This window comes from Deinococcus wulumuqiensis R12 (assembly GCF_011067105.1).
GTDB classification, from domain to species: Bacteria; Deinococcota; Deinococci; order Deinococcales; family Deinococcaceae; genus Deinococcus; species Deinococcus wulumuqiensis.
In genome coordinates, this window is the sequence record NZ_CP049357.1 from 30,001 (window position 1) to 48,658 (window position 18,658).

Here is an 18,658-nt window from a genome sequence, read left to right on the forward strand (position 1 = left end):
GCAGATCACGGGGATCACGCTGCCGCTGCTGAGGCAGTCGTTCACGCCGATTCTGCTTTCCACTTTCGCCTTCAACTTCAACAACTTCGGCATCATCTATCTGCTGACCGCAGGCGGCCCGGCCCAGGAAGGGCGCGAAAGCACCGCGCAGAGCACCGACATTCTGCTGTCGTGGGGCTACAACACGGCCTTCGCGGCCAGCGGCGGGCAGAACTACGCCCTCGCCAGCGCCATCGCCCTGATCATCTTTTTCCTGACGCTCGCCATTTCGCTGGTCAACTTCAAGGCGGCGGGCGTATTCGACGAGGCCCGCAAATGACCACGCGACCCGACGACCTGTCTCCCCAACTGTCCCCCGACCTGCCGCCCGGCGGCTATGTCCACCGCGAGCCTTCGCTGCTGCGCCGCGCCGCGCCCTGGCTGGTGCTGCTCGCGCTGCTCGCGGGCCTGGGGTATCTGGTGTCCCAGCTCTGGCAGATCGAGCTGCGCAAGGGCTTTTCCATCTATTTCGTGGAGGGCGGCTGGAAAAAGTTCCTGCTGTTTCTCCTGGCGGCGAGCGGCGTGCTGGCGCTGACCAGCCTGATCGGGCAGCGCTTCGGGCAGGCGCGAACCGGCAAGAACATCAGTTACCTCGCGGTGCTGGGCGACCAGCTCACACACCTGTTCCTGATTCTGGTGGTGCTGATCGCCGTCTACCCGCTCCTTTACGTGCTGCTGGCGGCCTTCGACCCCGGCAACAGTCTGTTCGCCTTTCCCAACTTCAACGACCCCAATATCTTTTACCGCACCGGCCTGCTGCCGCAGTTCGAGCGGCTGACCACCGAGAATTTCGCCAAGCTGTTCGAGGCCGTGACCATTCCCGGCTATCAGCTGGGGCTGGCGGCGCTCGGCGGGGCGGGCCTGGCGGCGCTGGCGCTGATGGCGCTCGCTTCACGCCTGGGCAACACATCGGAAGGCATGGCCAGGGCACGAAGCTGGGTCACGCGAATCGTGCTGGCGGTGGGCGTGCTGCTGCTGCTGGTGGTGACTCCGGCGCAGTTTCAGGGGGCCACCAACGAAAGCAAGTTCCTGCTCTCGGTGCGCAACACGCTGTTCGTGTCCACCGTGACCGGCCTGCTCGCCATCCTGCTCTCGACCACGGCGGGCTACGCGATGGCGCGGCTGCGCTTTCCGGGCCGCTTCCAGATGCTGCTGTTTTTCATCTTCATTCAGATGTTCCCGGTGTTTCTGGCGCTCGTCGCCATCTACTCGCTGCTCTCGGCGCTGGGACTGATCAACACCTTCACCGGGCTGATCCTGGCGTACTCGGGCGGTGCCATCGCCTTCAACACCTGGATTTACAAGGGCTACGTGGAGTCGCTGCCCGAGTCGCTGGAAGAAGCGGCGATGGTGGACGGCGCGACCCGCTGGCAGACCTTCCGCCGGGTGGTGTTGCCGCTGTCGGGCAGCATGCTGGTGTTCATCTTCCTCAACCAGTTCATCGGCACCTACGCCGAGTTCATCCTGGCGAGCGTGCTGCTGACCGGCGTGGAGCAGTGGACGGTGGGCGTGATGCTGCGCTCCTTTACCAGCGGCCAGTTCTCGACCAAGTGGGGCGTGTTTGCCGCCGCCGCCACCCTGGGGGCGCTGCCTATCGTGGCGCTGTTCTACTCCTTCCAGAACTACTTCGTCGGTGGCGCGACGGCGGGCGGGGTCAAGGAGTAGCCTCCTCCCCACCTTGGTTCTCGCACCCCTCCACCGTCACGGGTGGGGGGTTTTTTCTGGCCGTGCGCCGCGCCACGAAAGATGACCTTTTTTGTATCCTTTAGGGGTTGCTGTGTTCGCGCCGGTTTCCGAACGGAACACCAAAGCGGGCGGAGGGCGGCGCGGCATAGAGTTCGGGAACAGAGCACCCGAGGAGGCCCCTATGAAAAAGTCGTTGCTGAGTCTGCTGGTTCCGGTTGCCCTGGCGCTGTCGCTGGGCGCGTGCAGTTCGCCCCGCAGCACGCTGGAAGGCGACACCCTCAAGATCGGCATGGAGGGCACCTACCCGCCGTTCACCTCCAAAAACGAGCAGGGCGAGCTGGTGGGCTTCGACGTGGACATCGCCAGGGCGGTGGCGCAGAAGCTGGGCCTGAAACCCGAATTCGTACTCACCGAGTGGAGCGGCATTCTGGCGGGCCTGCAGGCGAACAAGTACGACGTGATCGTCAACCAGGTGGGGATCACCCCCGAGCGGCAAAACTCTATCGGGTTCAGCCAGCCCTACGCCTACAGCCGCCCGCAAATTATCGTGGCGAAAGGCAGCACCTTTGACCCCAAATCGCTCGAAGACCTGCGGGGCAAGCGGGTGGGCAGCACGCTGGGCAGCAACTACGAAAAGCAGCTGATCGACACGGGCGGCATCACCATCGTGACCTACCCCGGCGCCCCCGAGATTCTGGCCGACCTGGTGGCCGGACGCATCGACGCGGCGTACAACGACCGCCTGGTGGTCAACCACATCATCAACGACCAGAAGCTCGCCGTGCGCGGCGCGGAGCAGATCGGGGAAGCGGCTCCGGTGGGCATCGCCCTGAAAAAGGGCAACTCGGCCCTGAAGGACCAGATCGACAAGGCCCTGACCGAGATGCGCAGTGACGGCACCTTCCAGGCCATCAGCCAGAAATGGTTCGGTCAGGACGTGGGTCAGCCCTGAGCTGACGGGCGCCTATGAACACCGAGCAACTGCAACAGATCGTCCAGAGTGCGTGGCAGGCGCTGCCCACCCTGCTGGCCGCCACGCCCGTGACGCTGGGCTTTGCGCTGGCCGCCATGCTGCTGGGGCTGCCGCTGGGCTTCGCGGTGGCGCTGGCCCGGCTCTCGCGGCTGGGCTGGCTGCGGGCACTGAGCGGGCTGTTCGTGTCGTTCATTCGCGGCACGCCGCTGCTGGTGCAGATTTTCGTCATCTACTACGGCCTGCCGAGCCTGGGCATCGAACTCAGCCCGGTGGTGGGCGGCGTCATCGCGCTGACGCTCAACGCGGCGGCGTACCTCAGTGAAACGATTCGGGCGGCCATTCTCAGTATTCCGCCCGGCCAGCGCGAGGCGGCGACCAGTCTGGGCCTCAGCGGAGCGCAGACCATGCGGCTGGTCGTGCTGCCCCAGGCGGCGCGGGTGGCGCTGCCCAGCCTGAGCAACACCCTGATCGGGCTGGTCAAGGACACCTCGCTGGTGTCGGTCATCACGGTGGTGGAGTTGCTGCGCAGCGCCCAGCTCGTCATCGCCCGCACCTTCGAACCGTTCGGGCCGTACCTCGCCGCCGCGCTGATCTACTGGCTGATCTCCAGCCTGCTCGAAGTCGTGCAGCGGGCACTCGAACGCCGCTTTTCGCGCGGGATGACGCGGGACTGAGTGCGGGAGGGGTAGGGGGGTGCGCTAGCCTCGCTCCATGCCTGCTTTCTGGCTGATCAAGTCCGAACCCGATGTGTTTTCCTATGCCGACCTGACGCAGGCAGGCCGTGAACCCTGGAACGGCGTGCGCAACTACCAAGCCCGCAACTTCCTGCGCCAGATGCAGGAGGGCGACCTCTGCCTCTTTTACCACTCCAATGCCCGGCCGCCTGGCCTCGCGGGGGTGGCGCGGGTGGTGCGGGCCGCCTATCCCGACGACCTGCAATTCGACCCGGCGAGCGAGTACCACGACCCGCGCTCCGGCCCCGAGAACCCGCGCTGGAGCATGGTGGACGTGGCGCCCGTGCTGGCGCTGCCCCGCTTGCTGCCGCTGGACGAACTGCGCGACCTGCCCGCGTGGCAGGACTCGCCCCTGACCCGCAAGGGCACCCGCCTGAGCGTCTTTCCCGTGACCGGCGAACAGGTGCGCGAGGCGCTCGCCGCCGTGGGGGTGGCCCTGCCCCCGGCGGGGGGAAGTTCGCCTGCCTAGCCGCCTGCGCCTTCTGTCACGGTTTCGTCAGAGTGCCCCTGCCATAGTGCGCTATGGAACTGCTGCTGGGAGCCCTCGTGATCGCCGTTTCGCTGCTGCTCGCCCGGCAGGACAGCCGGGAACGCCAGCCTCAGCCCGTGCGGGTGCTGGCCCACTCGCGCCGCCGCTGAATTGAAACCCTCATACACATTCCGATTGAATCTGGCATGTTCAGATTCAATCCGACTTGCAAAGCTGCTCAGCAGAGCGGATGCGAGTAGGAAAGAATAAGGATTCTGCGGTATGGAGGCGCAGGCGGTGGAGTCCCGACTGTGCTGGAATTGAGCGGAATCCTTAACAGACTGCCAGCCACCGGAGAGCAACTTCCCGGCGGCTGGCAGTCTTGTTCCTCATCAGGTCAGGAACAGTCGGTAGGCCGGGTTGGCCGTGACCTCGTGCGCCGGGTAGCCCAGGCCGGACAGAAAGTCCTCGAAGCGCGGCAAATCGGCGCCCGGAACCTGCACGCCTGCCAGCACCCGCCCGTGCGCCGAGCCGTGGTTGCGGTAGTGAAAGAGGCTGATGTTCCACTCGCCTTGCAGGTGGCTCAGAAAGTCGTGCAGGGCGCCGGGCCGCTCGGGAAAGGTAAAGGCGTAGACCCGTTCGTCCACCGCCTCGGGAGCGCGGCCACCGACCATGTGGCGCACATGCACCTTGGCGAGTTCGTCGTCGGTCAGGTCGAGCACCGGGTAGCCGCGCCCGCGCAGCAGCGTCAGCAGTTCCTGCCGCTCGCCGGGCTGTCCCAGCTGCACCCCGACGAAGATGCGGGCGTCTTCACGCGGGGCGTAGCGGTAGTTGAACTCGGTGATGGCGCGCGAGCCGATCAGGTCGATGAATTCCAGAAAGGCGCCGGGCCGCTCGGGAATGGTGACGGCGACAATCGCCTCGCGCTGCTCCCCGATTTCGGTGCGCTCGGCCACATGGCGCAGGCGGTCGAAGTTGATGTTGGCCCCGCAGGTCAGCGCCACCAGCGTCCGGTCGCGCAGCTCGTGGGCCGCCGCGTACTTCTTCAGTCCGGCCACGCTCAGCGCCCCGGCGGGTTCCAGCACGGCGCGGGTGTCGTCGAACACGTCCTTGATGGCGGCGCACACCTCGTCGGTGCTCACCCGCACCCAGTCGTCCACGTAGCGCCGGGTCAGGTCGAAGGTGTAGGCGCCGACCTGCTTGACCGCCACCCCGTCCACGAAGATGCCCACACTGTCCAGCCGCACCCGCTCGCCCGCTTGCAGGCTCTGGTACATCGCGTCGGAGTCGTCCGGCTCCACGCCGATCACCCGCACGCCGGGCCGGAGCGCTTTCAGGATGCTCGCCACCCCCGCGATCAGCCCGCCGCCGCCGACCGGCACGAACACCGTGTACTCACCGCCTTCCACCTGCCGCAGCAACTCCAGCGCGATGGTGCCCTGACCAGCCAGCACCAGCGGGTCGTCATAAGGGTGAACGAAGGTCAGGCCGCGCTCCTGTTGCAGCGCCAGCGCGTGCTGCTCGGCGTCGCTGAACGAGTCGCCGTGCAGAATCACTTCGGCCCCCCGCGCCCGGCACGCCTGCACCTTGATGTCGGGCGTGGTGGCGGGCATCACGATGACGGCGGGAATCCCCAGCTTCTGTCCGGCGAAGGCCACCCCCTGCGCGTGGTTGCCCGCCGAGGCGCAAATCACGCCCTGGGCGCGTTCCTCGGCGCTGAGCTGGCTCATCTTGTTGTAGGCCCCGCGCAGCTTGAAGGAAAAAATCGGCTGCTGGTCCTCACGCTTGAGCAGCACGCGGTTGCCGGTGCGCGCACTCAGGCGCGGCGCGGGGCTGAGTGCCGTCTCGGTGGCCGCGCCGTAGACCTGACTGGTCAGCGCGAGTCGCAGCACGTCCAACCCGTCCAGCGTGCCGGGCAGGGGAGTGGGGGAGGGTGGGGGAAGCAGGTCAGGCATCGGAAAACCTCGGCAGAAGTGAAGGTCAAAGTCCAGAAAGGTCAAAGTGCAGAAAGGTGAGGGGGCAGAAAGGTGAGGGGGCAGAAAGGGAAGGGGGCAGGAGACAAAAACAAAGCCCCGCCAGCAGCGGGGAAGTGGAGCGGTCGGGGGCAGAGACCGGTACGTTGGAAGCCGGGAGGCGGGCCGCTGTCTGAGGCCGAAGATAGGCCGGAACGGGCACCGCCGCCGGGGGAATGTCTATGACGCCTTCATCTATGACGCCTTCAGAGGCGCCGGGGCAGTTCCTGAAGGTAGCTGAGCGGCAACTCGGTTTCGCCCTGCTTGAAGGCCGCCAGATAGCCGCTGACCTGCCCGCCCGAGCGCTCGACCAGCCGCGCCAGTGCCTGCGCCGTGCCGCCCGAAGCCACCACGTCCTGAACGATGGCCACCCGCTTGCCCCTGAGCCGGGCGGCGTGCGGGCCGTCGAGCCACAGCGTCTCACCGACCCCGAGGGTCATGCTGGGCACTTCCTGAATCAGGGGGTCTTGCATGTACGTGCGCCGTTTTTTGCGGGCCACGACGTAGGGCAGCCCGCTGCGGTCGCTCAGTTCGTGCACCAGCGGCAGCGCGTTGGTGACCACCGAAAGCAGCAGCTCGGTGCCGTCCGGAACCAGCGGCAGCATCGCCTGCGCCGCCGCTTTCGTCAGGTCGCTGTCTCCGATGAACTCCACCAGCGGCACCCGCCCCAGGTTGCCCACCCGGACAGTGGGGAGGGTGCGTGTCACGTCACCGACGGTGATGGTCAGGTTGTCCATACGGCCCAGCATAGCGGCGCTGCGGCCTGGCAAAGGCGGCTGTCCGGCCTCACCGCGCACGGGTTTACACCCTGCCCGGGCCGTGCTACCATGCCTCCCGCTGGAGAGGAAAAGGCCCCCAGCCCCCGCGAGGGACACGCCCGAGCAGGAACGAGCACGACCCTTCCCGGCGCTGTAGCCAAGTGGTAAGGCAGAGGTCTGCAAAACCTCCACCACCGGTTCGAGTCCGGTCAGCGCCTCCAAATCCGTTACCCACAGGTGTAGAACCGTAGCTCAGGGGTAGAGCACTACCTTGACACGGTAGGGGTCAGGGGTTCAAATCCCCTCGGTTCTACCAACAGAAACTCCCGCCCAGGCGGGGGTTTTTCTTTGGCTTCTTCCTGCTGGTTTGCGGAGGTGGGGGCCGACACTCTGCCCGGCGCTGAAGCCCGGTGGCAAGAGAACACTTCACGCTCAAGCGGCTGGCTAGACTCCGGGGCATGGCTGACCCTGACCCCCGAACGGCCCACCTGATTGACCTGCGCCCATCGGCAGAGCAGGCGCTGTCGCCCCTGACGGGTGCCCGCGTGACCGCGCTGACACTGGACCAAATCGAGGACGGGCAGCATGGGCTGACCCCCGCGCCGGAGCCACTGCTGGTGGTGTGCGCGCGCGGCACCCAGGCCGACCTCGCCGCCCGCTACCTGCGCAGCGACGGGCTGGACGCCCGGGCCTGGCGGGGCACGGTGGCCGAGTTGCAGGCGCAGCTCAGGGACGGGTAAGGAGAGAGGGGTCAGCCCAGCCGGGCGAGGTGCGCGGCCAGCCCATGCGCGGCGGCCAGGCCTAGGGTATCCGCCAGGGGACCACCGAGCAGCAGGTGCAGCCCCGGGGCCAGTTCTTCGGCCTGCGGGGGCGCGTCGGGGCGGCCTCCGGGCAGGGCCAGCCACGCGCCGGGCACGTCGGCGCTGGAGCGGCCCAGTTCCAGGCCCCCACCGGCCAGCGCGGGCACGGCGTCCATCAGGCCGACCAGGTCCTCAAGCACCTCGCGGCGCAGGCCGGTGGGCACCCCCGTCAGCGAGCCGCCGCCCGGCTGGTAACCGTGGGGGTCGCGGTGGTGAATGGCGGGGACGAGCGTGTAGCCGCCGTTTTGCGGGCGCAGGGTCAGGCCCCCGGTTCGCAGTGCGGGCGTGTGCGGGCCGCTGGGCAGGTTCAGGCGCGGAAATTGCCGGTAGGCGCGGCCATGCCGGGTGTGCAGTCCCAGGCCCTGCTCGACGAGGAGAGGCCCCGCCGCCCCCGCCGCCACGATGACCACGCCCGCCCGGACCTGCCGCGTTTCGTGAACGACAATCTGGTGGGTGTTGGTCACGGTCAGGCGGTGCAGCCGTACGCCGCCCGGCACCAGTTCGGCGCGGGTGTTGAGCAGCAGCCCCGCCCCCAGCGAGATGGCCTGCTGCGCGGCGAGCAGGCTCACGCTGCCGGGGCGGTAGGTCAGGGCGCGGGGGTCGGTCCGGGCCAGCGGCAGCCGCGCCGGGTCGAGCAGGGCCAGGGCGTCCGGGGCGCTCGCCAGGGCGTCGGGGGTCGGCAGCAGGTCAGGAAAGGCGTCGGTGCCTGGGGGAAAAAGCTCTACCAGAGGCCGCGTCTCCACCTCCAGCGCCTTGCCGCTTCCCAGGGCGCCGAGCAGTTGCTCCCGCGTCCACTCGGCCTGCGCCCCGTACCCGGCTGGAATGTCGTGTGCGGTCCACACGCCCGGTGCCAGGATGGTGGCCCCCTCCTCGTTGGGCAGTCCGCCTTCCTCGACGAGCAGCAGGGAACGCCCGGGCGCGAGCTGGCGCAGGTACAGGGCGCAGGCCGCGCCCATCCGTCCGGCGCCGATCACCAGAAAGTCGCAGGCGTCCTCATGAAACGGCTGCCCGACGTGCGCCCACACCCGCCCGGCGCGGTGCGGGAGGCTCGGGGCAGGGGCCTGGGCGGGGTGAGGCTCGGGTCCGGTCATGCCCGCATGATGCCGCCCCGACAGGAAAACGGAAACTGCTCGCCGCCACAGACGCGAAAGGCTCTCACCGGTCTGTCAGGCGGGGTACAGAGTGGCTGCCTATACTCGCGGGCGATGCGGAAACAGGTGCGGCGACGGGTGGCAGGTCTGGAAGGAGGCGGTCCGGAAGCGGCGAGACCGGAAGGCGCGGGTCGGTCCGGAGTGCGGCGGGCACTGCTCGGGTGGGCGCTGCTCGGGTGGGGCAGCCTGGCCCCGGCCCTGGACGTGCGGGTGCTGGTGACCAGTGGCCCGGCGGTCAGGGTGACGGTCCTGCCGCCCGCTCCGGCGGACGCGTCGGCGGCGCCTCAGCCCTCTGCCGCGCTGCCTGCGCCCACCCCGGCCCCCGCTGCTCTGCGCCAGAGCTGGCAGGTGGGCGTGGCCGGGGCGAACCTGACGCTCGACGGACGCAGCGCGGGCAGTTCCACCCTCTACCTGCCGCCCGCGCCCGGCAGTCGGGTGGAACTCGGGGGGCAGACCTACCGGGGCGGCGTGCTGCTGCGGGTGCAGGGCCAGGGCGTGCAGGCAATCAACGTGGTGGACGTCGAGGACTACCTGCGCGGGGTGGTCGCCGCCGAGATGCCCGCGAGCTGGCCCGCCGCTGCGCTGGCCGCCCAGGCGGTCATCGCCCGCACCTACGTGGCGGCGCGAATCAACCCGGCGAAGCCCTACGACACCTGCGCCACCGAGCAGTGTCAGGTCTACCGGGGCGTGCGCGGCGAGCACCCCGCCACCGACGCGGCCATCGCCCGGACTGCCGGACAGGTGCTCGCCTACGGGGGGCAGCCCGCGCAGACGTACTTTTCCAGCGACTCGGGCGGCTACGTGGCGTCCAGCGCCGAGGTCTGGAACACCCCGCTGCCCTACCTGGTCGCGCAGCCCGACCCCTACTCGGTCTCGGCAGGCGGACCGGGCGCGAAGTGGAGCGCCGAAGTGCCGCTGACGCGCGTGCAGCAGCTCGCCGCCGGGTACGGGGTGCGGGTGGGCACCCTGAGCGGCGTGGAAGTCACGCGCACCAGCGCCTCCGGGCGGGCGCAGCAGCTCACCTTCCGGGGCGCGGGGGGCAGCGCCGCGCTCTCGGGCGCGGAGGTCGGCGGGTTCCTGCGCTCGCTGGGGGCCAGGAGTACCCGCGTCCAGCTCACGCGACAGGGCGCGGCGCTGCAGCTGACCGGCGCGGGCAACGGGCACGGGGTGGGTCTCTCACAGTACGGTGCCCTGGGCATGGCGCGGGCGGGCTACGATCACCTGCGTATGCTGGACTTCTACTATCCGGGCACGACCCTGGACCTGCTGGCCGCGTCCCCGGTCGGCCAGGGGCAGCCGTGAAGGTCTGGACCCCCCGGCGCCGCGCGAAAACGGGCCGCCGCTCCGCTCGACTCGCGCGGCGACTGGCGGCGGTACTCGCCCTGGGCAGCGCGGCCCTGGGCACCCTGGCCGAGGCCCGCACCGTCAAGATCGTGACCGCCCAGACGCTGGAACTGCGCAACGTGGACGGGCAGGAACTGGTCATCATCAGCGGTGCCGGGAACCAGAGTGCTGACTCTTCCGCGCCCGAGGCGGCAGGCGTCGAGTTGCAGGTGGACGACGACCTCGTGCGGGCGCGGCGGGTCGAGTTCAACCGCACCCGGCGCACCCTGACCCTGATCGGCGCGGCGAGCTACCGCACCGCCAAGGACGGGCAGACCCTGCGGGGTGACAATCTGGTGGTCGACCTCGGCACCGAGTCGCTGACCGGCCAGGACGTGCTGATCAGTGACCGCGAGCTGGAAATTCGCGGCGAGGACGTCGAGCGGGTGCCGGGGCAGTTGCGGGCGAACAAGGGGTATTTCACCCCCTGCGCCAAGTGCGGGCGCACCACCAACGACTACGCCTTTCGCGCCGAGCGGCTGGTGGTCTACCCCGGCGACCGCCTGATCGCCTACCGCGCCCAGCTTCTCGTTGCCGAGGTGCCGGTGCTGTACCTGCCGGTGGTCGTGTTGCCGCTCAACGACGAGGCCCGGCAGCCCAAAGTGCAGGTGGGCCGCGACGCCGTAGACGGCCTGACGGTGGAGGCCGACCTGCCCTTCGCGGTGGGCAGCAGCGTGCTGGGCACCGGCTTGCTGCGTTATTACCAGAACCGCGCCCCCAGTCTGGGCGGCGGGGTGGACCTGCGGGCCTACGCGCCGTTCGCCGCCGTGGACCGCGCCGACCTGTACCTGCTGCTGCTCCCCAGGCCGCTGGACGCTCAGGGCAAGGTGCGGGGCGAAGGCGGCCTGGACACCGACCTGAATTTCAGCGTGCGTGGGCGCGTGCCGCTGAGCGAGGCCACCCGCGACCTCGACTACGCCTTCACCATGCAGCGGCGCGACATCGGGCGCAGCGACACCGACCCCGAGCGTGGGGTTACCCGCAGCGAACTGAGGGCCAGCGTGGAGTACCCCCGCTACCGCGCCGAACTGAACGTGCTGGGCCGCAGCGGTCCCGAGCCTCAGACCGCCGTCACCCAGCCTTACGAGAAAAAGGAAGTGGTGCTCGACCCCAAGCCCTTCACGGTGCCTCTGCCGGGGGGCGACCTCAGCGCCGACTTCAAGGTGACGGCGGGCGAGTACAGCGCGGCGAGCAACCCCTTTTCCCCGTCAGCCGTGCGCCAGGGACCGAACATCACGACCACCCGCCTGGAAGAAGCCCACGAACTGCGTTATGCGCGGCCTCTGTGGACCGGCGCGTCGCTGGAACTGTCCAACTCGTTCGTCGGGCGCTACTACGGCACCGGAGCGCGGACGGTGCAGCTGTCGGCCTCCGGGCAGCTGACCCAGCGCTGGGGCGTGCAGGGCCGTCAGAGCCTGAGCCTGAGGCAGGAATACCTGCGCTACGAGGGCACCGGGCCTTTCGCCTTCGACGCCGTGTCGGGCCGCCGCCTGAGTGCGCCCCTGAGCCTCAACCTGAACACCGTGCCGGTGCCGGACACGACCTTTACCGTGGGGTATGTCCGCGACCCCTTCCTCAAGGCCGAACACCAGCAGCCCGCCCGCTTCGGGGTGACGGTGGGCCGCCGCCCGCTGAACCTGAACGCGGCGCTGGCCTATCGTCTCGGCACCGGCGAACTCGACAGCTTCACCTACGCCGTCACGCTGGGCGACCCCGAGTCGGGCAAGCTGCGCCTGGTGCCCGCTGTGCCCGCGCAGCCCGCCACGCCGACCACGCCCGCGCAACCCGCCCGGCCCGCGTATTACCAGCGCAGCAGCGCGTGGCCCGCGCCGCGCCTGACGCTGGGCCTGAACGGAGGCTACGCCCGCGTGACCAGCGTAGGCACGCCGGACAAGGCGGCCCCCAGCGGCCTGCAACCCTTCACCTTGCGGGCCACCGTCGCGGGCGATGACCGCAGCAGCAACTTCAGCGTGTCGGCCACCTTCGACCCCGACCTGACACCGCTGCTCAGCAGCGTGGGCACCGAGTACTCGCTGGTGCGCGGCTTCGACACGGTGCTCAGCCCGCTGACCGTTTCGGGCCGGGAAACGCTGGGCGTGCAGTTTCCCCGCGTGACCGGCACCCACAGCGTGACCTGGCGCGACTACACCTTCACCCACGCCCACGACCTCAACCTCGATCAGGCCGAAACGGCGCGGGAGAGCGGCACCGTCAGCTTCAGCGTGGGCAACCGCGCCGGACGGGCGACCAACTGGCAGCTCGCCTACGGGGGCGCCTACGACCTGCGGCGGGGGGGCTTTACCCGGCCTGCGCTCACCGGCACGCTGACCACCAGCCGCCCGGGCCAGCGCCTGAACACGTCGCTGAGCTACAACCTGCCGGGCCTGGACCAGCCGCACGCCGAACTGGGCCGCGCTGCCCTCGACGGCGAGTGGCAGCGCGGCCGCTTCTCGGTTTCGGGCTACGCCAGCTACACGCGGGTGCGCAGCGGCGCCGCACCGGAAGACAAACCCACCGACACCTACACCTTCGAGCCGCTGCGCCTCGGCGTGGCGCTGGGCAAGGCCGAGCAGCCGAGCGTGTACCTCACCGCCGCGCTGCGCCAGCGCCTCGTGTACGTGGACGGCCAGCGCCAGGGCGACGACCCGCTGGCCCCGGTGCTGGGGTTTACCCTCGACCGCTGCTGCTGGGCGATGCAGGGCGAGTGGGACGTGGTGAAGGGCCGCTACCGCCTGACGGTGGGCCTGCCCGGACAGTTCTACCCGCTGCTCGAAGGTGGACCCGAGGGCACCCGGGTGCCGCTGATTCCCTCGCTTTCTCGGCCTGCCGACCCGGTGCGCTGACTTCATCCCCAGGAGGGTTTTTGCCATGACCCCTGCGTTCTCTGCTTCCCGCGCCCGTTTTCTGTTCGCCGCCCTGTTGACGGCTGCCACGGTCTCCCTGACCGCCTGCACCGGCACCGAGGAGCGTGCCCCCAACCTGCGCCTCGCCGTGCTGACGGCGGGGGGAGAGGCGCTGGGCTACGTGGACACGGCGCCGCCCGAAAGTGACGCCAGCACCCCTGCCGCTCCCACCCTGACCCCGGTCGGCCCGGTGGACGGGGGCCGCGACCTGCACACCGCCGACGGGGGCCGCTCGCTGCTGCTCACCCGCCGCACCGGGGCCGAGCGGCGCCGTGCAGAATTGACCCCCGGCACGCCGTTTGCGGGGCTGCCGTTTCCCACCTGCCTGACCCGTTCGGCGGTGGACGCGGCCCGGACCCGCCTGCTGGTCCTGAGCGAGTGCAGTGGCGACGTGCAGCGGCTGGCGCTCTACCGCATGGACGGCACGGTGGTCTGGACCGCCACGCTCGGCACGGCGGTGCCCCCCCTGAGCACCCCCGACGCCCCGCCGGTCAACATCGCCGTGGTGGGCGACGTGGCGGTGGTCAGCCGCCCGGCCCTCGGCGGCGGCAGCGAGGTCGTGCGGGCCGCGCCACGCAATGTGGGCGACCCGGTGGCGGTGGCCTCACTCCCGGAGCGCACGGTCGCGGTGCGTGACCTGGCGGCCCTGAGCGGCGGCACCGTCTACGCGGCCACCGACAGCGGCGTGTACCCGCTGCTCGACACCGGCCTGCCCGACCTGACCCGCCGCGTCGCGGCTTTCGGGGAGCGGCGGCTGGACCGGCTGTGGGGCGAGCCGCTGGGCGCCCGCACCCTGCTTTTCGGCTGGCATGACCCGGCGCTCTCGGGCGGCGACGCCTACCTGCGCGTCTGGGACGGCGCGGCCAGTGGCACTCCGCCCAGCACCGCCCAGAACGTCGCCTACGTCACCGACCTGCGCGACGTGACGCTGGCCCCCGACGGCAACCTGTACGTGCTCTCGCGCACCGCGCTGACCCGCTTCGACGCGGTGCTGGGCGTGCAGAGCGGCAACTGGCAGGCCCGCACCCTGTTGGGCAGCCTGAACGACGCCCGGGCGCTGGCCTGGCTGGTGCCGTAATACGGATTCCGCTTCATTCCTGCACAGTCGGGCCTATACAGTTGGGAAGGCGCCGCCTGTGCATCCATATCGCAGAATCCGTATTTTTTCCTACTCGCATCCGCTCTGCTGAGCAGCTTTGCAAGTCGGATTGAATCTGAAACTACCAGATTCAATCGGAATCCGTATAAGAGGCGAAGGGGAGAGGGTGGAGAGTAGAGGGTTTTTTCCCTTCACTCTCCACCCTCCACCCTTCCCGCTTTAGAGCAGTTCTCCGAATTACGTGATGCGCGGAACAGCGCCCCGCATCACTCCATTCTCTGCTGCGCAGCTTTGCAAGTCCGCCCTGCTCAGTGTTTTGCACTCGCTCTCTTCGAGCTGTCCCAGTCCGCTCGCCAAAAAGACGTTGCGTCTTTTTGTCAAATGCTCTACTGCCCGCCGAACTGCATCCGGAACACGAACTTGGTCACGTCCGCCTTGAGGTTGTCGATCATCTCGTTGAACATGTTGGTGGCCTCGAACTTGTACTCGGTGAAGGGGTCGCGCTGACCGTATCCGCGCAGGCCGATGCCCTGCCTGAGCACGTCCATGCCGTGCAGGTGCTCCTTCCAGTGCTGGTCCACGACTTGCAGCAGCACGTAGCGCGAGAGGCTGTTCATCATGGTCGGGCCGAGTTCTTCCTTGCGCTGGTCGAAGGCGTCGGCCACCGCCGTGAGCAGCCGGTCCTGCACCTCGGCGGGCGAAAGGCCGCGCAGACCGTCGAAATCGAAGGTCTCCAGCACGGGCACGGCGTCCACCAGGGCGGTGCGCAGACCGTCGAGGTCCCAGTGTTCGGGGCTGGCCTCGATGGGCACGTAGGTGGCGAGCTGGGTGTCCACGAAGTCCCCGATCATGCCTTCGGTGGTTTCCTCGATGTCCTCGTCCGGCCCGAGCAGCACTTCGCGGCGCTGGGCGTAGATTTCGTCGCGCTGCTTGCTCATCACGTTGTCGAATTCGAGCAGCTGTTTGCGGATACCGAAGTTGCGGTCTTCCACGCGGGCCTGCGCCTTTTCAATCGCGCCCGTGACCATCTTGGCCTCGATGGGCTGGCTGTCGTCCATGCCCAGACGGTCCATCATGCCCACCACGCGGTCGTTGGCAAAGAGGCGCATCAGGTCGTCCTCGAAGCTGACGTAAAAGCGGCTGCTGCCGGGGTCGCCCTGACGCCCGGCACGCCCGCGCAGCTGGTTGTCGATGCGGCGCGACTCGTGCCTCTCGGTGCCGATGATGTGCAGTCCGCCAAGGTCGCGCACGCGCTGGCGGTCTTCGACGGTGGCGCGGTGGAGTTCCTGCGCCTGCCGGATAAAGTCGGGGGTGATGCCGGGAATCTGCATGCCCAGACGCTCGGTGTCGGGGTCTTCGCGGCTGATGGCCTTGATGAACCCTTCGACCTCGGGCGCGTAGCGGCTGACGCCGAGCTGAGATTCGATGCTTTCCCCGATGATGTATTCGGCGTTGCCGCCCAGCATGATGTCGGTGCCGCGCCCGGCCATGTTGGTGGCGATGGTCACGGTGCCGCTGCGCCCCGCCTGCGCGATGATGCTGGCCTCCTGCGCCTCGAATTTGGCGTTCAGAACGGCGTGCTGCACCCCGGCCTGCTGAAGGAGGGCGCTGAGCTGCTCGCTCGTCTCGATGCTCGCCGTGCCGATCAGGATGGGCCGCCCGCTGGCGTGCATCTGCTGCACTTCCTGCACCACCGCCGCGTATTTGCCCATGCGGGTGCGGTAGATCAGGTCGTCGCTGTCCACGCGAATCACCGGCTTGTTGGTGGGAATCACCAGAACGTCGCTGCCGTAGATGTCGAGGAATTCCTTTTCTTCGGTCTTGGCGGTGCCGGTCATCCCGGCGAACTTGTCGTACAGGCGGAAAAAGTTCTGGTAGGTGATGGTGGCGAGCGTCTGGTTCTCGTTCTCGATCTTGACGCCTTCTTTGGCCTCGATGGCCTGGTGCAGCCCTTCACCGTAGCGGCGGCCCGGCATGGAGCGGCCCGTGAACTCGTCCACGATGACCACTTCGCCCTCCGCGTTGACGATGTAGTCCTTTTCGCGGTGGTACAGCTCGCGGGCACGGATGGCCTGGGTGATCATGTGGGCCTTGTCCATGTTTTCGGGGCTGTAGAGGTCTTTCAGCGACAGCAGCCGCTCGATTTTGGTGATGCCCGCTTCGGTGAGGTGAACGGCCTTGCTCTTTTCCTCGATGGTGTAGTCGCCCGTCGGCTCGCTGCGGACGCCGGGTTCGGCGGGTTCGCCTTTTTGCAGGCGGCGGACGAGCTTGGCGAACACGTAGTAGAGGTCGGTGGCTTTTTCCGCCGCGCCCGAGATGATCAGGGGGGTACGCGCCTCGTCGATCAGGATCGAGTCCACCTCGTCCACGATGGCGAAGTGCAGCGGCGTGTCGGCCCGCAGCACCAGCGCTTCGCGGCTCTGGGCCATGTTGTCGCGCAGGTAGTCGAAGCCGAGTTCGGAGTTGGTGACGTAGGTGATGTCACAGGCGTAGGCGGCCTGCTTTTCTGCGGGCGACAGCTCGCGGTTGGCGAGGCCCACCGTCAGACCGAGCGTGCGGTAGAGCAGCCCCATTTCCTCCATGCCCACGCGGGCGAGGTAGTCGTTGACGGTGACGAGGTGGCAGCCTTTGCCTTCGAGCGCGTTGAAGGCCAGCGCCAGGGTCGCCACCAGCGTCTTGCCTTCGCCGGTGCGCATTTCGGCGATGCGGCCCTGGTGCAGCGCGGCCCCGCCGATGAGCTGGGTGTCGTAGTGGCGCTTGCCGATGGAGCGGCGCCCCGCTTCACGAATGAGGGCGAAGGCGGGCACGATGAGGCTGTCGAGGGGTTCGCCCCCCTCCTGCACGCGGCGGCGCAGGTCCATGAAGGCTCCGGCGAGGTCGTCGATGCGCATCGTTTCTTCCTCCAGCGCACCGACCGGCTTCACCACCGTTTGGATAATGCGTTCGACATCGCGTTTATTGTTGTCGAACACTTTGTTCAGGACACGAAACATGACCCGCCGAGTATAGCCCGAGTGCATGACATTCATCTGAACGATTTCAGTCGGGCGGGCGTAAGGGAATTGAGCGGGGGAGACTCAAGCCGCGGGCGTGCCGGGGCGTAATACGGATTCCGCTTAATTCCTGCACAGTCGGGCCTATACAGTTGGGAAAGCGCCGCCTGTGCATCCATATCGCGTAACCCGTATTTTTTCCTACTCGCATCCGCTCTGCTGCGCAGCTTTGCAAGTCGGATTGAATCTGGTAGTTTCAGATTCAATCGGAATCCGTATAAGGGGCGTGGCACTGGCCCTTTCGCCCTTTACTCTCCACCCCCAACCCTCTACGCTCGCCGCCATGTCTCTCGCTGTCGTTCTCGTGTCGCCCAAAACGCCGGGCAACATCGGCTCCGCCGCCCGCGCCATGCTCAACATGGGGGCCAGCGACCTGCGCATCGTCGCGCCGCGCTGCGACCACCTCGACCCGCAGGCGGTGGCGATGGCGGTCCACGCCGAAGGGTTGCTGCGCTCGGCCCAGATTTTCCCCACCCTGCGCGAGGCCCTGGCCGACCGCGACCTCAGCGTGGGCACCTCGGCCCGCCTCCGCGCCGACCTGCCTGCCCCCCGGCACCCGGCGCTGGTGCGTCCGCTGGTGCGTGAGGCGGCGGCCCCGGCGCTGGTGTTCGGCCCGGAAGAAACCGGCCTCATCAACTCCGATCTGGAGCAGTGTCAGGTCACGGTGCGGATTCCCACCGGCGACTACGCCAGCCTCAACCTCGCGCAGGCGGTGCTGCTGGTGTGCTATGAGTTCTTGCAGGGTCAGGACGACGTGCCCGAGCACAGCCGCAAGGTGGCGACCCGCGAGGAAATGGAAGCGATGTACGGCCACCTGCAGGGCACCATGCACCTGATCGGCTACACCGACGCGGTGCGGGCGCGGCACACGATGCGGCTGTGGCGGGCGATGCTCGACCGCGCCCTGATGAGCAGCGCCGAGAGTCGCCTGTTTCGCGGCTTTCTGCGGCAGGTGAAGTGGAAGGTGGAGCAGGGGGAGGGCGGAGAGGGGAGGGCAGAGGGCGAAGAGTAAGCGCAAAGCGACCCTTCGAGGGAATCCTCGACCGGCTGCACTCCGACGTCTTGCCGTTGTGATTGTTGCAGTTCTTTCAGCTGTCGTTTTTCGATGCCCACCCCACTCCGCATCTTCCGGGGCATGAGTAAAGATCTCACCCCCAAAGAAGTCAGTCGGCAGCTCGGCGTCACTCACTCGGCGGTCACCCAGTGGCTGCGTCTCGGCAAGCTCCAGGGCCACCGTATCGGCGGTCGCTGGCGCGTGACTGTGGCCGCGCTCGAAGCCTTCCTGCTGGCTGGGATGCATGCCTAGAGCATTTGACATAATCAAGACATGCGAAGGGTCGGGGGAGCAGGGTACGGGAACGATCTGCGGGAGCGCATTGTTGAGGCCAGGCATGCCGGGATGAGTACCCGTGAAGTGGCAGCGCGCTTTCAAGTTGGTGTGATCACGGTTCAGAAGTATCTCCGTAAAGAGAAGGCTGGGACACTCACTGAACGTATCCGTCCACCGGGCCGCCCCAGGAAGATGTAACCAGAACACG

At 68.2% G+C, this 18,658-nt stretch carries 15 protein-coding genes and 2 tRNA genes (1 of these 17 cut by a window edge); 13 read left to right on the forward strand and 4 right to left on the reverse strand.

What is annotated here, in order from left to right:
• From G6R31_RS00140 to G6R31_RS00160, 5 genes are all read left to right on the forward strand, one after another.
• Positions 1–319, forward strand: the 3' end of a protein-coding gene (locus G6R31_RS00140) for an ABC transporter permease subunit (protein WP_025567278.1). It extends 1,088 nt beyond the left edge of the window; only the last 319 of its 1,407 coding nucleotides appear in the window; the start codon falls outside the window, past its left edge; its stop codon occupies positions 317–319.
• Complete coding sequence (locus tag G6R31_RS00145; RefSeq protein WP_017871379.1) at positions 316–1,704, forward strand: sugar ABC transporter permease; 1,389 nt, start codon at positions 316–318, stop codon at positions 1,702–1,704. The genes G6R31_RS00140 and G6R31_RS00145 overlap by 4 nt, the downstream gene beginning before the upstream one ends.
• Before the next feature lie 202 nt (positions 1,705–1,906).
• Positions 1,907–2,677 (forward strand): transporter substrate-binding domain-containing protein, encoded by a 771-nt coding sequence (locus tag G6R31_RS00150; RefSeq protein ID WP_017871378.1) that lies wholly within the window; start codon positions 1,907–1,909, stop codon positions 2,675–2,677.
• Positions 2,678–2,691: 14 nt separating this feature from the next.
• Positions 2,692–3,372, forward strand: a complete 681-nt coding sequence (locus G6R31_RS00155; RefSeq protein WP_017871377.1) for an amino acid ABC transporter permease — start codon at positions 2,692–2,694, stop codon at positions 3,370–3,372.
• A gap of 37 nt (positions 3,373–3,409) precedes the next feature.
• Positions 3,410–3,901 (forward strand): EVE domain-containing protein, encoded by a 492-nt coding sequence (locus G6R31_RS00160; RefSeq protein ID WP_017871376.1) that lies wholly within the window; start codon positions 3,410–3,412, stop codon positions 3,899–3,901.
• A gap of 392 nt (positions 3,902–4,293) precedes the next feature.
• Here G6R31_RS00160 and ilvA read toward each other — a convergent pair whose 3' ends face one another.
• Together ilvA and G6R31_RS00170 are read right to left on the reverse strand one after the other, a co-directional pair.
• Entirely contained in the window at positions 4,294–5,856 is a 1,563-nt protein-coding gene (gene ilvA / locus G6R31_RS00165; protein ID WP_017871374.1) for a threonine ammonia-lyase, biosynthetic, read from the reverse strand.
• Positions 5,857–6,119: 263 nt separating this feature from the next.
• Positions 6,120–6,650 carry a phosphoribosyltransferase family protein gene (locus tag G6R31_RS00170; RefSeq protein WP_025567274.1) on the reverse strand — a complete coding sequence of 177 codons (531 nt, stop codon included), beginning with the start codon at positions 6,648–6,650 and terminating at the stop codon, positions 6,120–6,122.
• A 168-nt stretch (positions 6,651–6,818) separates the two neighbouring features.
• Between G6R31_RS00170 and G6R31_RS00175 the strand changes: the two genes are divergently transcribed.
• From G6R31_RS00175 to G6R31_RS00185, 3 genes are all read left to right on the forward strand, one after another.
• Positions 6,819–6,892 (forward strand) — tRNA-Cys (locus tag G6R31_RS00175).
• A gap of 20 nt (positions 6,893–6,912) precedes the next feature.
• Positions 6,913–6,987: transfer RNA gene (locus tag G6R31_RS00180), tRNA-Val, on the forward strand.
• Between the two features lie 142 nt (positions 6,988–7,129).
• Positions 7,130–7,411 carry a rhodanese-like domain-containing protein gene (locus G6R31_RS00185; protein WP_017871372.1) on the forward strand — a complete coding sequence of 94 codons (282 nt, stop codon included), beginning with the start codon at positions 7,130–7,132 and terminating at the stop codon, positions 7,409–7,411.
• Positions 7,412–7,422: 11 nt separating this feature from the next.
• Here the strand turns inward: G6R31_RS00185 and G6R31_RS00190 are convergent, their stop codons facing one another.
• A complete protein-coding gene (locus tag G6R31_RS00190; protein ID WP_017871371.1) occupies positions 7,423–8,622 on the reverse strand; it encodes an FAD-dependent oxidoreductase in 1,200 nt (399 codons plus the stop codon).
• Between the two features lie 114 nt (positions 8,623–8,736).
• On the opposite strand from G6R31_RS00190, the gene G6R31_RS00195 reads away from it, so the two are divergent.
• Genes G6R31_RS00195 through G6R31_RS00205 form a run of 3 tightly spaced genes read left to right on the forward strand, consistent with a single transcriptional unit; the run spans position 8,737 to position 14,046 of the window.
• Complete coding sequence (locus tag G6R31_RS00195; protein ID WP_081608318.1) at positions 8,737–9,984, forward strand: SpoIID/LytB domain-containing protein; 1,248 nt, start codon at positions 8,737–8,739, stop codon at positions 9,982–9,984.
• The gene (locus G6R31_RS00200; RefSeq protein ID WP_017871369.1) at positions 9,981–12,908 is read left to right on the forward strand and encodes a hypothetical protein; all 2,928 of its coding nucleotides are present in this window, start codon (positions 9,981–9,983) and stop codon (positions 12,906–12,908) included. Before G6R31_RS00195 ends, G6R31_RS00200 begins: the two co-directional genes overlap by 4 nt.
• A 25-nt stretch (positions 12,909–12,933) precedes the next feature.
• Positions 12,934–14,046 carry a hypothetical protein gene (locus G6R31_RS00205; protein WP_017871368.1) on the forward strand — a complete coding sequence of 371 codons (1,113 nt, stop codon included), beginning with the start codon at positions 12,934–12,936 and terminating at the stop codon, positions 14,044–14,046.
• Positions 14,047–14,453: 407 nt separating this feature from the next.
• On the opposite strand, the gene secA is transcribed toward G6R31_RS00205, so the two are convergent.
• Positions 14,454–17,060 carry a preprotein translocase subunit SecA gene (gene secA / locus G6R31_RS00210; protein WP_017871367.1) on the reverse strand — a complete coding sequence of 869 codons (2,607 nt, stop codon included), beginning with the start codon at positions 17,058–17,060 and terminating at the stop codon, positions 14,454–14,456.
• A 343-nt stretch (positions 17,061–17,403) separates the two neighbouring features.
• Between secA and G6R31_RS00215 the strand changes: the two genes are divergently transcribed.
• Positions 17,404–18,132, forward strand: a complete 729-nt coding sequence (locus G6R31_RS00215) for an RNA methyltransferase (protein ID WP_025568129.1) — start codon at positions 17,404–17,406, stop codon at positions 18,130–18,132.
• A gap of 123 nt (positions 18,133–18,255) precedes the next feature.
• On the forward strand, positions 18,256–18,426 hold the full coding sequence (locus tag G6R31_RS00220; protein WP_161618015.1) for a helix-turn-helix domain-containing protein: 171 nt from the start codon (positions 18,256–18,258) through the stop codon (positions 18,424–18,426).
• The last annotated feature ends 232 nt before the right edge of the window (positions 18,427–18,658 follow it).